We start from the raw sequence: 12,611 nt of genomic DNA on the forward strand, positions 1-12,611 counted from the left end.
AACGTCAGGCGCTTACGCCATAGCGATCACGATAGGTTCGGATAGCCTCGGCATGGACATTCAAGGTGTCCTCGGCCTGCTCTTCAAGGTAAGCAAGGACCTGTTCAAGGCTGACGATGCTGACGACCGGTATGCCATAGCGTGCTTCGACCTGCTGGATGGCGCTGGCATCGGTCTCTTCACTGGCACGCTCCTGGCGATCGAGTGCTACCACCACGCCCGCTGCCTGGGCATCAGCTGCGTCGATCAATTGCATGACTTCACCGATGGCCGTACCGGCAGTGATGACGTCATCGATGATCAGGATGCGACCTTTTAACGCAGCCCCGACGATGTTTCCGCCTTCACCGTGATCCTTGGCCTCTTTGCGATTGAACGAAAAGGGCATATCGCGGTCATGATGATCGGCCAGCGCGACCGCGGTCGCAGCCGCCAGAGAAATTCCTTTGTAGGCCGGTCCGAACAGTACATCGGCAGAGATGCCGCTGGCTTCGATGGCCTGGGCATAGAAACGTCCGAGGCGTGCCAGGGCCCGACCTGTCTTGAACAGGCCAGCATTGAAGAAATAAGGGCTCACCCGGCCCGACTTGAGGGTGAACTCACCAAAACTGAGTACGCCTTGTTCGATGGCGAATTCGATGAATTCCCGCTGATAGGATTCGAGGCGCGTCGCGCCTGACGGTTGAGTTGCCTTGTCAGCCACTAGGCCTCCCGACTGCAATACCTTGATTTATGGCTTTTCGACGCGGAGCTCTATCCTGACTAATGAGGCATGGCAAACCAAGTCGCCATCGTGAAAGAAAGGGGCCTCTCTCTATAAGGCGCGCCTATCTATCACGTTTATCGATTCTAGCCATTTACCCAAACGTCGAAACGTCAGGTATCATACACGCGCGACGCAAAAGGGACCATGTATGAAAATCGCCAGTATCAATGTCAACGGCATACGTGAGGCCGTCGGTCGAGGCTTTCTCGACTGGCTTGCCAATCAGGACGCCGACGTCGTCTGTGTACAGAACCTCAAAGCCAAAAGCTTCGAACTAGACGACAGTATCCTCTATCCAGAAGGCTACGAGGGCTATTTCCTCGATGCCGAACAGGATGGTTTCTCCGGCGTAGGACTTTACTGCCGCAAGATTCCCAAGGCCATCATGTACGGCCTGGGCTTCCCGCAGTGCGACCATGAAGGCCGCTTTCTGCAGGCAGACTACGACCGTTTCAGCATCGCCAGTTTCCTGATGCCCGACGGTAGCGACCCCGCTGCCAAGCAGGCCTTCATGGCGCAGTATCAGGAATATCTGGCCAAGATGGCGCGCAAGCGCCGCGAATATATCATTTGCGGCACCTGGCACATCGCCCACAAGACACTGGATCTGGCCAATTGGTCCGATAACCAGACGACGCCCGGCTTCAAGCCGGAAGAACGTGCCTGGATGGATCAGGTGTTCGGCCCTACCGGCTTCATCGATACCTTCCGCGAGATCAACCGCGATGGCGATGAGTACACCTGGTGGCCGAAACTGGATCAGGATGAGCCGCGCTCCCGTCAGGAAGGTTGGCGCCTGGATTACCAGGTCGTCGGTCCGAACTTCCGCCGTCACGTGAAGGACGCCTGGATCGACTACGACGCCACCTTCTCCGAGTTCGCGCCTCTGATCATCGAATACGACCTGCCATTGTAATCCCGTTCGCGTCGCCGTCTGGCCCGGATACGGGCCGGATAACTCAACGCCGGCCCGAGGGCCGGCGTTGTCGTTTCCAGGGAGACATGAGAGAGAGGAGAAGGTGGCTCTCAGCCGCGAACCCCCAGGGCTTCGCGCTGATGCTCGAACAGCTCGGTACCCGCTTTCTCGGCCAGGTCGAGCATGGCGTTGAGCTGTGACCGGGTAAAGGTACCGGCTTCAGCCGTTCCTTGTACCTCTATCAGCTCACCACTTTCGGCAATCACGACATTCATGTCGGTATCGGCCTTGGAGTCTTCCGGGTAATCCAGGTCGACAACGGGTTGTCCCTTGTACAACCCGACCGATACGGAACTGACCAGTTGCTTGAACGGATCGCTCTTAATCAGTTTCTTGCGCTGCAGATGGCGAATGGCGTCGACCAGCGCGACACAGCCTCCTGTGATAGAAGCCGTGCGTGTACCACCATCCGCCTGGATCACGTCGCAGTCCAGGGTGATGGTGAACTCACCCAGCTTTTTCAGATCCACCGCCGCGCGCAGCGAGCGGCCGATCAGACGTTGAATCTCCAGCGTCCGCCCACCCTGCTGGCCACGCGCCGCCTCACGCCCACTACGGGAATGAGTTGCCCGCGGCAGCATGCCATATTCTGCCGTCACCCAGCCTTGGTGCTTGCCGCGCAACCAGCGTGGTACACCCGCCTCGACAGAAGCATTGCACAGCACTTTGGTATCACCGAACTCCACCAGCACCGAGCCTTCGGCATGGCGGGTGTAGTCACGGGTGAGTCGGATTTCGCGGGTCTGGTCGAAAGCGCGTCCGCTGGGACGGCAAATGTCCGATGAAGACATGGCACCTCACTTGGCGCCCACCACCGAGCACAGGAAGACAAGTCCATGGGGTGGTAGACAGGAAAATTGGCAATGGGCCGCCATTCTACCGCAATCATTCCCCGGGTAGGCCAGCCAATCAGGTAAACTGGCCATAACCCCGATTTTTTTCATTCAGGAGCCCGCCATGGTTCACAGCATGACCGCCTTCTCACGCCAGGAACATGAAGCCGACTGGGGCAGCCTGCAGCTGGAGTTGCGCAGTGTGAACCAACGCTACCTGGAACCGCACTTCCGCCTGCCGGAAAGCCTGCGCGACCTGGAACCGGCATTTCGCGAGGCTCTGCGCCATCGCATCGCCCGCGGCAAACTGGAGTGCAGCCTGCGCTTCGAACCCAGTGAAGCCAGTGAAACCCTGACGGTCAATGCAGAGCGCCTCAAGGCCTTGTCCGGCGCCTTGAAGGAAGTGCGAAAAGCGCTCCCCGAAGCCCCCATGCCCGACGCCCTGGCCCTGCTCGATCATCCTGGCGTGCTGCAAAGCTCCGGACTGGACATGGAAGCCATCAAGCAGGCCGCTACCGAACTGTTCAAGCAATCTCTCAATGACCTGATCGAAGGTCGTCAGCGCGAAGGCCAGCGGCTCAGGGAACTGATCGAGGAACGCTTGTCCGCGATCAGCGAAGTCGTTGCCGAGGTACGCACCCGTATGCCCGAAATCCTCGAGCGCCAGCGCAAACAGCTGGAAGAAAAGCTCGAAGCATTAAGTGTGGAACTCGATCCCCAGCGCCTCGAAGCAGAAGTGGTATTGATGGCACAGAAGGCCGACGTCGCTGAAGAGCTCGACCGCCTCGACACCCACGTTGCCGAAGTGGCTCGCCAGCTCCAGCAGAAAGGCCCCGTAGGCCGCCGCCTCGACTTTCTGATGCAGGAACTCAACCGTGAAGCCAACACCCTGTCATCCAAGTCCGTGGTCGCCGACACCACCCGCTGCGCCGTCGAGCTCAAGGTGCTGATCGAACAGATGCGTGAGCAGATTCAGAATATCGAGTAGAGCTCCAACCCAGCCCAGGAAAACCCTATATTGCTGCAATATAGGGTTTCTGCGCGGAGGCTTATCGGCTGCTCAGTGATTATGAGACAGAATACGCGCATTATCCTGAAACACAGGTAGTTACCTACTCCGCTGTCCAACCACCATCGATTCTCAGCGACGTACCCGTTACCAGCGCAGAGGCATCAGACGCCAGATATACAGCGGCGCCCATGATGTCCTCGACCGTTCCCACTCGACCGAGCTTTATCTTTTCCATTAGCCACGAGACCTTTTCCGGATCGTCGAACGTCTTCTCGGTCAACGGCGTTCTGATGAAGGTCGGGCAAATGGTGTTGATGCGAATGCCGTGCCGTCCCCATTCGATTGCCATGGCCTTGGTAAAGCCCTCGACAGCATGTTTGGTGGCACAGTAAACCGCTCGATCTGGCCCACCGACATGCGCCATCTGGCTGGAGATATTGATCAGTGAGCCACCACGCCCTGCCGCAATCAGGCCTCGGGCAACCGCCTGACTCAAGAAGTACGCACCCTTGAGATTAACTTCGGCAACGGCGTCGAAGTCATCGCTAGCGGTTTCCAGAGCCGGACCATGCCGCGCCAACCCTGCCGAATTGACCAGGATGTCGTAAGGCCCACTGCGCTCGATTTCAGCTTGCATATGGGCAATATCCGCGACATCGAGTACCAGCGAATCTGCCTGCTGGCCACGCGCGCGAAGTTCACTGACGCAGGCATCGAGCTTTTGCGTCGAGCGCGCTGCCAGAACAGTGTGAGCGCCGGCATCCGCCAGCGCTACAGCACACCCCAGCCCAATGCCGGAAGAGGCGCCCGTCACCAGCGCCCGCTTGCCCGAAAGAGAGAAGGACGGTGGGTTAGGCAGAGACATTGGACTCCTCCAACTCTCCCGCAGGCTCACCGTAGCCAACCTCTTGCTTGCCATAGCGGCGAACACGAAGGTTGGCTTGCTCCGCATGACCCACAAAGCCTTCAAGCAGGCAGAGTCGGGAGCAGTATGCACCGATACTGGCGGCCGCCTCGTCGCTGGTGACTCGCTGATAGCTATGCGTTTTCAGGTATTTACCCACCCATAGTCCGCCGGTATATCGACCTGCCTTGCGAGTGGGCAAGGTATGATTGGTACCGATGACTTTGTCACCGTTGGCAACATTGGTGCGCGGACCAAGGAACAACGCGCCATAGGCCGTCATGTTGTCGAGGAACCAGTCATCACGATCCGTCATGACCTGGACATGCTCAGAGGCAAGATCATTAGCAACATCGAGCATCTCCTCGTAGCTGTCGCATACGATGACTTCACCGTAATCGCGCCAACTTACCGATGCGGTTTCTGCGGTAGGCAGGATCTTCAGGATGCGCTCGACTTCGCTAAGGGTATCTTCTGCCAGTTGCCGCGAGTTGGTCACCAGTACAGCGGGCGAATCGTAACCATGCTCCGCCTGCCCCAACAGGTCAGTGGCGCACATTTCCGCATCGACTGTCTCGTCGGCAATGACCATGGTCTCTGTCGGTCCCGCGAACAAATCAATTCCGACGCGTCCAAAGAGCTGACGCTTGGCTTCCGCGACAAAGGCATTACCCGGTCCTACCAACATGTGGACGGGATCAATGGTTTCTGTCCCCAGCGCCATGGCGCCGACGGCTTGAATGCCCCCCAGCACGTAGATTTCATGCGCCCCACCGAGGTGCATCGCGGCAATCACCGCGGGATTCGGTTCGCCATGAAATGGCGGTGTTGCTGCGACGATACGCGGTACACCCGCAACCGCTGCCGTTGCCACCGACATATGCGCGGAAGCCACCATCGGAAACTTGCCGCCGGGCACGTAACAGCCAACAGACTGAACCGGGATGTTCTTGTGGCCAAGAATGACACCGGGCAGCGTTTCGACTTCGACATCACGCATGGAGTCACGCTGAATCTGTGCAAACGCCTTCACCTGCTGCTGCGCAAAGCGAATATCATCCATCTGCTGCTTCGGAACCTTGGCAATCAGTTGCTCGATTTCCGAGTCCGATAGACGAAAGCTCTCCGGCGAGTATTTATCGAACTTCTCCGACATCTCACGGACTGCGATATCACCGCGCGCTTCAATGTCGGCCAGCGCGGACTCGACCGCCTGCCGAGTGTTGAGATGATTTGTGGAGCGCTCGGCTTCGCTTTTGCCACGCTTGAGGTAGGTTACTGCCATGACGTCAACTCCCGGTGACTGCACTCTATTTGTTGGATACTGATTATTCGTTGGATACTGGTTATTTATTGAATGCTGGCTGGGTGGATATGTCGTTAGTCGCTGCCTGATCGGTAGCGGCCTGAAAACGCTCAACCAATGCATCTGCACCCTGAGCCATGAGGGTATGGTCCGAGCCAACGACCATGAAACTGGCCCCTGCTGCCATCAACGGCTGCAAGTCTTCTCCTGGCGCACAATAAAGTCCGGTTGCCGCCTGTTCTGCACCAAGAATCTGTTGCACCTGTCCGACAATCTCCTCGGCGAAGAAGCTGTCATAGCCACTGGAAACAGCGAGATCCGCCCGGCCGATAAAGAGCGCATCCACACCGTCAACCGCGGCGATCTGCTGATACTCCTGCGCCCCCTCGACATCCTCGATCTGACAGATCAGGCAGGTTTCCTGAGCGGTATCACGCAGGTGTTCAGCAAAGGGACGGCGCCCATAGGATGCGGCTCGCGTGGTGCCAGCAAAACCGCGTCCACCAGGCCCATAGTGCATCGCTCTAGCCAGTTCTGCAGCCTGAGCTGCGGATAGCACGTGTGGCACGATGACACCGGCAGCCCCGCTGTCGAGCACCGCCAGCAGCCACTCAGGAGAGCCCGTCGGAACACGTACCAGCAGTGGGCATTGCACAGCACGGCCGGCGATCATCGCTGCATCCAGCGTCCCGCGATCAAAAGGTGCGTGTTCCATATCGAGTATCAGGAAGTCGAGACCGGACGCCCCCATCACTTCGATGATGATGGGGTGAGGTGTCTTGATGAAAGCACCAAGCAAAGGCTCACGACGCTGAAGCCGCGACTTGAAATCGCCAAGAACATTCATGAGAAATCCCTAAGTGAAGGCAGGTCTAGAGCGCTGGGGAACATTGCCTCCCGACAGGAGGCAATGACACTACGTATCAAAAGGTCAGGTATCAAAAGGTCAGGTACCAAAAGATCTCGCACCAGAAGATCAGGCCCCGAGTCGATCCAGTCGAATCTGCGCCGCCCTGCGATGTCCTTCTAGGCCTTCACTGGCGCTCTGACGTGCGGCCGGCGGAGCGACCTGCTTGATCCCTTCATCCGTCAACCACTGATGGGTCGCGGTCTTGATGTAGGTTCCTACCCACAGACCACCGGTGTAGCGACCTGCCGCCATGGTCGGCAGCGTATGGTTGGTGCCGGAACATTTGTCGGAATAGACGACACTGGCGGCCTCACCGATGAACAGTGAGCCATAGCTCGACAACTTTTCGGCGAGTGCTTGAGCGTCCTCGGTATGCACTTGGAGATGCTCGGCGGCAACATAGTCAGAATAGGCAATCATTGCCGTCTCGTCGGCGACCAGCGCAATTTCGCCATAATCCTGCCAGGCCGGGCCTGCGGTCTGAGCGGTCGACAGGCTCTCGAGCTGACGATCAACCTCGGCCAGAACGGCCTTCGCCAGGGCCTCGTCGGTGGTAATCAGTCCAACACGCGTTCTGACATCATGCTCAGCCTGGGCCAACAGGTCGGTAGCGATCAGCTCCGCATCACCAGTGTGATCGGCGAGAACGAAAATCTCAGAAGGTCCTGCCAACTGATCGATGCCGACGGGACCGAAGACCTGACGCTTGGCCTCGTTCACGAAGGCATTGCCAGGACCAACGATCTTGTCGACGCGCGGAACGCTCTGAGTACCAAATGCCATAGCGGCAATGGCCTGCGCGCCGCCGATGCGGAAGATACGATCGGCACCGGAAAGGTGGCAGCCCGCAATCATCGCTTCGTGGGCATTGGGCGGCAAACAGGCGATCACTTCGCCAACACCCGCTACCTTGGCCGGAACGATGGTCATGATGGGCGCCGAAAGCAGCGGATAACGACCACCAGGTACATAACAGCCCACACGCTCGATCGGAATGTTGCGGTGCCCCATATGCACGCCCGGCAGGATCTCGACATCGATCTCCGACAGCGACCCGAGCTGCGCTTTGGCAAAGGTGCGCACATTATTGATCGCAAACTCGGTGTCCTTGCGCGTCTGGGGATCGAGATTGACAACAGCTCGCTCTCGTTCGCTATCCGTAACCTCGAAGGCTTCAAGATCGGCATTATCAAACTGACGCGAGAACGCTCTGACAGCGTCATCACCCTGTTCACGTACGCGTGAAAGGATGTCTGCCACCAGGCGCTCTACCTGTCCGCTATCGGCCCCAGCATCGCTCTTGGGTGCTTTGATGAAGTTCGGTTTCAGCGTCCCGGCCTCTTGAACAACCTGTGCCTCTTGAACACCAGCGGCCTGATCAATGCTCATGATTTCTTCTCTTGCAGGAGGATTTCCCTTATAAGTACCAAGCATTGAATACGTTTTCAATTTTGTTCTTAAAACATCGCCTACGACCTTAGCCTAACGAGACGATCACAATATTATATATTTATGATAATCAAGGTTATTTTTGATAATGAGCGCCAACAAAGACACCGCATCATCCATTGCTTTCTAATGAATTCGTACCCAAAAAATTATGCAAAAGAATCATGCCCCCAGCAGCGTAGCCTGACTGCATGGGGAGCATTCGCAGGAAGCGAAGAGGGATATTTGGAAAGGGGGTCAACAACCCCCAGGGGTTGTCTCAAAAGTCGGCGAGCGATAGCCAGACAAGGCCTAGTCGCGAGTGGTGCCGCGCCGAACCAGAGTCGGCGGAATTCTCAGCTTGATCGGCAATGGCGTCTCGGGCTCTTCGATAGCAGTAATCAGCTCGGAGACCGCCTTGGATACCATCAGGTTGACGTGCTGACGAACCGTGGTCAGGTTGAAGCTGGGCCACGCCGCTTGAGGAACATCATCAAAGCCGACCACCGATACATCCTCCGGTATTCGCAGGCGGAACTCACTACGAATGACGTCCATGGCCGCAAAGGCCATATGATCATCGGTGACGAACAAGGCATCAGGCGGATCGGGGCGATCGAATAGCTCATGCGTGGCCTCGACCGCCTCGGCGTAATGAAAGTTACCAACAGCGCGAGAGTGCAACTCCTGACCTCCCGCCTTGAGCTCTTCCAGAAAGCCGCGCTCACGTTCGATCTGAGTCGAAGCACCTTCGTAACCCGCTAGATGGGCAATGCGCTTTGGCCGTGAGGCAAGCAGTGCCTGGGCGGCAAGAGAGCCACCACGCAGGTTGTCAGTCGTTACCGCCATCAGATCCAGGTCCGGCTGATCACGATTGAACAGCATCACCGGGATCGACAGATCGGCACAGCGCTGTGCCAATACCGAGGACATCGACACCGAAACCATGATGATCCCGTCGACTCGGTAATCCAGTATCTGCTGCATCACGGGCTTGACGTCACCGACAGTGCGCGAGGACATGAACAGGAGAACGTGATAGCCGCTCTCCTGCAGAGCAGCCGACAGCTTCTCGATGACTTCCGGGTAGAACTGGTTCTCCAGGTAATAGACCACCAGACCAATGATCCGGCTCTTGCCAGTAATCAATGAGCGAGCCAGAACGTTGGGGCGGTAGTCAAGCTCCTCTGCCGCCTTGCGAATCTTCTCTGCCATTTTGGCCGAGAGTGAAGCCCCCGGGGTAAAGTAACGTGATACCGCCGACTGGCTGACACCCGCATGGCGAGCTACATCCACCGAAGTTACGCTTTTACCCGCCATCAAGATCTCCGTTCATCAGTGCTCTTGTTCATCAATGCCTTTGCTCATCAATGCTATCAAGTTGCCATTGCCAAGGGAGTGCTTACATCACTGCATTCAGCCGATGTATAAATGGCAGCCCCTGTCTCATGGTCGAAAAGCTTGCATAGCGAAGGATCGAGACGCGCCGAAACATCTGTGCCAATTCGAGCCCGAAAGTCCTTGGGAGCCTTGAGATTGACCAACTCGTTCGCGACTCGCACCGCCACCATCGAAGAGTCCCCCAGCAACTCAAGGGTATAGATCGGAGCATTGATCTGCCCTTCCTTGGCAACCAGCTCGACATCCTCGGCCCTGAACCCCAGCGTCACTTTGCCGGAAACCTCCGTGGGAAGCCCGTCAATGCGCATATTCTCTGCAGTGAAAATACCCTGCGAGATGTCACCACTGACAAGATTCATGGCGGGAGAACCGATAAAGCTGGCCACGAAGGTATTGGCGGGACAGTCATAGATCTCCGTCGGCGTGCCCACCTGTTGGACCACGCCTCGATTCATGACCACCACACGATCCGCCAGTGTCATCGCTTCGATCTGGTCGTGGGTAACGTAAATGGTGGTGGTTTTCAGCCGATGCTGAAGATTCTTGATCTCCGCACGCGTTGTGACGCGTAGTTTAGCATCTAGATTGGATAGCGGCTCATCCATCAGAAACACCGTCGGCTCCCGAACAATCGCCCGCCCCAGCGCGACACGCTGACGTTGGCCTCCCGATAGCTCCGCCGGGCGACGCTCCAGCAATTCGGTCAAATCTACCATTTCCGCCGCTTCCATGATGCGTTCGTGATGCTCGTTTTTGGGCACCTTGCGCACTTTCAGTGGAAAGCGAATATTTTCGTAAACACTCAGGTTCGGATAAAGCCCATAACTCTGGAAGACCATGGCAATGTCTCGATCCTTGGGTTCAAGGTCATTTATGACACGATCCCCAATCAGAATCTCACCATCGGAGATACTTTCCAGACCTGCGATCATGCGCATGGTTGTGGATTTTCCACAACCTGAAGGCCCCAGAAGAACAATGAATTCCTGGTCGGCTATCTCGAGATTAAAATTATCGACGCCCACCACCGAACCCCAGCGCTTACATACATTCTTGAGATGAATACTGGCCATGATTTCTTATCCTTTTACCGCGCCGGCGGTAAGACCGCTGACAATATAACGTTGGAAAAACATCACGAGCATGAACAGTGGCACGGTGGCTGATACCACCGCCGCAACCGCGTACATGATGGCCCCATCAGACTGTACAGTGCCGAGGAATGAGTTGATTTTTGGCACCATGGTCTGGTTGTCCTGGCTAAGCAGCATCGAAGTAACGGCAAAGTCGTTATAGGAGAGCAGGAAACTGAACAGCCCTGTTGTGATGACACCGGGCCACATTACCGGCATCACCGCCAGCCGGAAGGCCTGAAAGCGTGTGCAGCCATCGACCATTGCACTTTCATCGAGATCCTTGGGTATCGATAGGAAAAAGCTGTGCAACATCCACAAGGTAAAGGGCTGATTGATAGCAACCAGCACGATGATGGAGGTCGGCAGCGCACCCCAGATATTCATTTCGAAAAACGGCATCAGGTAACCAGACACCAGCGTGATATGCGGCATGGCTCGGAACACCAGCGCTGCAATCAATATCCAGAAAACATATTTCTTCCTGGAGCGTGATAACGCATAGCCGCCAAGCGTACCGAACACCAGGCTGATGGCTGTCACACTCACCGTGACAATGGCTGTATTGAGGAATGCACGCCAGAATTCTCGATCAATCCAGGCACCCTCATAGCCATCCATGGTGAAGGCAGAGCCGGTCGCCTGAAGCGTCTTCACACCATAGAGAGCATTCTCCCAGGTTTGACGACTGAAGAAGTCCGCCTCTACCTTGAAGGACCCCCAGAGTGTCCACAGGAAAGGGAATGCTGCGACGACCAGCCATATCGCCAGCAGAGCAAAGGCAATGACTGACGTCTTGTTGCTTTTGGAGTCAGCAGGTGATGCCGCAATAATCATGATGCGCTCCCATCAGGATTCTTTTGTTTGAAGCTGCGCCAGGTTCTCAGAAGAACGGGGATCAAGAGGATAACGACGCAGATAACGGTGAGTACTGATGTCGATGCTGCCGATCCATAAAGCTTGTCGACCTGCCCATTCAAATCGTTGTAGATGGACCATGAAAGCGATGTCGCATTGGCTTCCGCAGAGAAACCAACAATAGGCTCGAAAATACGGAAATTATCCATCATCAATACCAACGCCAGGAAGGTTGTCAGTGGGAAAAGATGTGGAATTACAACATAGCGAATCCGTTCCCATTTACTGGCACCATCGATCATTGCGCTCTCCATAGTATCTTGCGGGATGGTCTGGAGGCCGGCGTAGTAGACGACGAAGGGAAAGGGCGCCATGTGCCATATCCCGTAAACAATCAATGTCACCCACGTCAACACAGGGGATGCCTTGAGCGACAGGTCTGGATCATTGAAGATGAACTGCAACGTAGCACCGATGATGCCATTGGAGTTGATCATCCAGAATAATGTCAGTGAGCCAATCAGCGGCGTAACGATATAGGGAAGCAGTGAAAGAAATATCACTGGCCCCTTGATCTTCTTCGGAATATTGTTGACCGCCATGGCAACCAAAAATCCAACCATCATGGCCAGCGGCGTCGCAAAGAAGGTATAGGCGATCGTAAAGGAAAGTGCCTTGTAGAAAGGCAGGTTGTAGATACGTGATACAACCTCACCGGCACTTTCACTTTCTTCGAATATCTTGCTGATCTCATCGACGGCCAGGTGAGCACGATCAAGATAGGTTCCAAGCCCGTTGAACTTCCCCAACGGGGCCTCTTCCCTCAGTTCTTCTGTTATTGCTAAATCAATATGCGTTGTCTGCTCACAACCGAAGGGGCCACAGTTCTCCGCCAGGCTCAGCGCCTTGCCATGCTCGGTATAGAAGGATTGAACGATGATCGATCCTGTTGGCAAGACGATAAAAAGAAACATGGCCAGCAATGATGGCAACATGAATGAAAAGAAGCTGCGATGCGTCATGGGGCGCCTCTAGTAGCAAGATGGGGCGAAGTCATCAGTCGATGTCCGTCGTCAGCATTTGT

The 12,611-nt window shown here is 56.0% G+C and carries 12 protein-coding genes; 2 read left to right on the plus strand and 10 right to left on the minus strand.

Translation table 11 applies throughout. The annotated features are described in order from the left end of the window. Positions 1 to 4: 4 nt before the first annotated feature. Positions 5 to 703 carry an orotate phosphoribosyltransferase gene (gene pyrE, locus Q1K07_RS02700; RefSeq protein WP_300307416.1) on the minus strand — a complete coding sequence of 233 codons (699 nt, stop codon included), beginning with the start codon at positions 701 to 703 and terminating at the stop codon, positions 5 to 7. Positions 704 to 914: 211 nt separating this feature from the next. On the opposite strand from pyrE, the gene Q1K07_RS02705 reads away from it, so the two are divergent. Then, positions 915 to 1,682: an exodeoxyribonuclease III gene (locus Q1K07_RS02705; RefSeq protein WP_300307419.1), complete on the plus strand. Its 768-nt coding sequence runs from the start codon at positions 915 to 917 to the stop codon at positions 1,680 to 1,682. A gap of 110 nt (positions 1,683 to 1,792) precedes the next feature. Here the strand turns inward: Q1K07_RS02705 and rph are convergent, their stop codons facing one another. Next, a complete protein-coding gene (gene rph / locus Q1K07_RS02710; protein ID WP_300307421.1) occupies positions 1,793 to 2,533 on the minus strand; it encodes a ribonuclease PH in 741 nt (246 codons plus the stop codon). Between the two features lie 166 nt (positions 2,534 to 2,699). On the opposite strand from rph, the gene Q1K07_RS02715 reads away from it, so the two are divergent. Then, positions 2,700 to 3,563, plus strand: a complete 864-nt coding sequence (locus Q1K07_RS02715; protein WP_300307423.1) for a YicC/YloC family endoribonuclease — start codon at positions 2,700 to 2,702, stop codon at positions 3,561 to 3,563. Positions 3,564 to 3,687: 124 nt separating this feature from the next. On the opposite strand, the gene Q1K07_RS02720 is transcribed toward Q1K07_RS02715, so the two are convergent. The 8 genes from Q1K07_RS02720 to Q1K07_RS02755 all read right to left on the minus strand — a co-directional run bounded on the left by Q1K07_RS02720 (position 3,688) and on the right by Q1K07_RS02755 (position 12,549). Next, positions 3,688 to 4,452: an SDR family oxidoreductase gene (locus Q1K07_RS02720; protein WP_300307426.1), complete on the minus strand. Its 765-nt coding sequence runs from the start codon at positions 4,450 to 4,452 to the stop codon at positions 3,688 to 3,690. After that, the gene (hisD, locus tag Q1K07_RS02725) at positions 4,439 to 5,776 is read right to left on the minus strand and encodes a histidinol dehydrogenase (RefSeq protein ID WP_300307429.1); all 1,338 of its coding nucleotides are present in this window, start codon (positions 5,774 to 5,776) and stop codon (positions 4,439 to 4,441) included. Before hisD (Q1K07_RS02725) ends, Q1K07_RS02720 begins: the two co-directional genes overlap by 14 nt. A 61-nt stretch (positions 5,777 to 5,837) precedes the next feature. Next, entirely contained in the window at positions 5,838 to 6,644 is an 807-nt protein-coding gene (locus Q1K07_RS02730) for an aldolase/citrate lyase family protein (RefSeq protein WP_300307432.1), read from the minus strand. Positions 6,645 to 6,773: 129 nt separating this feature from the next. Continuing rightward, the gene (hisD, locus tag Q1K07_RS02735; protein ID WP_300307435.1) at positions 6,774 to 8,096 is read right to left on the minus strand and encodes a histidinol dehydrogenase; all 1,323 of its coding nucleotides are present in this window, start codon (positions 8,094 to 8,096) and stop codon (positions 6,774 to 6,776) included. Between the two features lie 351 nt (positions 8,097 to 8,447). Next, positions 8,448 to 9,455, minus strand: a complete 1,008-nt coding sequence (locus Q1K07_RS02740; RefSeq protein WP_300307437.1) for a LacI family DNA-binding transcriptional regulator — start codon at positions 9,453 to 9,455, stop codon at positions 8,448 to 8,450. A 56-nt stretch (positions 9,456 to 9,511) separates the two neighbouring features. Then, the gene (ugpC, locus tag Q1K07_RS02745) at positions 9,512 to 10,609 is read right to left on the minus strand and encodes a sn-glycerol-3-phosphate ABC transporter ATP-binding protein UgpC (protein WP_300307440.1); all 1,098 of its coding nucleotides are present in this window, start codon (positions 10,607 to 10,609) and stop codon (positions 9,512 to 9,514) included. A gap of 6 nt (positions 10,610 to 10,615) precedes the next feature. Beyond that, positions 10,616 to 11,506 carry a carbohydrate ABC transporter permease gene (locus Q1K07_RS02750; RefSeq protein ID WP_300307443.1) on the minus strand — a complete coding sequence of 297 codons (891 nt, stop codon included), beginning with the start codon at positions 11,504 to 11,506 and terminating at the stop codon, positions 10,616 to 10,618. Next, positions 11,503 to 12,549 carry a carbohydrate ABC transporter permease gene (locus Q1K07_RS02755; protein ID WP_300307445.1) on the minus strand — a complete coding sequence of 349 codons (1,047 nt, stop codon included), beginning with the start codon at positions 12,547 to 12,549 and terminating at the stop codon, positions 11,503 to 11,505. Before Q1K07_RS02755 ends, Q1K07_RS02750 begins: the two co-directional genes overlap by 4 nt. Positions 12,550 to 12,611: the final 62 nt, after the last annotated feature.

Origin of the sequence: Halomonas sp. (assembly GCF_029263665.1) — a bacterium.
In the GTDB taxonomy this organism is placed as follows: Bacteria; Pseudomonadota; Gammaproteobacteria; order Pseudomonadales; family Halomonadaceae; genus Halomonas.

Coding starts and splice junctions, on each gene's coding strand:
- Q1K07_RS02705 (WP_300307419.1), top strand. CDS start 915: ATGAAAATCGCCAGTATCAATGTCAACGGCATACGTGAGGCCGTCGGT.
- rph (WP_300307421.1), bottom strand. CDS start 2,533: ATGTCTTCATCGGACATTTGCCGTCCCAGCGGACGCGCTTTCGACCAG.
- Q1K07_RS02715 (WP_300307423.1), top strand. CDS start 2,700: ATGGTTCACAGCATGACCGCCTTCTCACGCCAGGAACATGAAGCCGAC.
- Q1K07_RS02720 (WP_300307426.1), bottom strand. CDS start 4,452: ATGTCTCTGCCTAACCCACCGTCCTTCTCTCTTTCGGGCAAGCGGGCG.
- hisD (WP_300307429.1), bottom strand. CDS start 5,776: ATGGCAGTAACCTACCTCAAGCGTGGCAAAAGCGAAGCCGAGCGCTCC.
- Q1K07_RS02730 (WP_300307432.1), bottom strand. CDS start 6,644: ATGAATGTTCTTGGCGATTTCAAGTCGCGGCTTCAGCGTCGTGAGCCT.
- hisD (WP_300307435.1), bottom strand. CDS start 8,096: ATGAGCATTGATCAGGCCGCTGGTGTTCAAGAGGCACAGGTTGTTCAA.
- Q1K07_RS02740 (WP_300307437.1), bottom strand. CDS start 9,455: ATGGCGGGTAAAAGCGTAACTTCGGTGGATGTAGCTCGCCATGCGGGT.
- ugpC (WP_300307440.1), bottom strand. CDS start 10,609: ATGGCCAGTATTCATCTCAAGAATGTATGTAAGCGCTGGGGTTCGGTG.
- Q1K07_RS02750 (WP_300307443.1), bottom strand. CDS start 11,506: ATGATTATTGCGGCATCACCTGCTGACTCCAAAAGCAACAAGACGTCA.
- Q1K07_RS02755 (WP_300307445.1), bottom strand. CDS start 12,549: ATGACGCATCGCAGCTTCTTTTCATTCATGTTGCCATCATTGCTGGCC.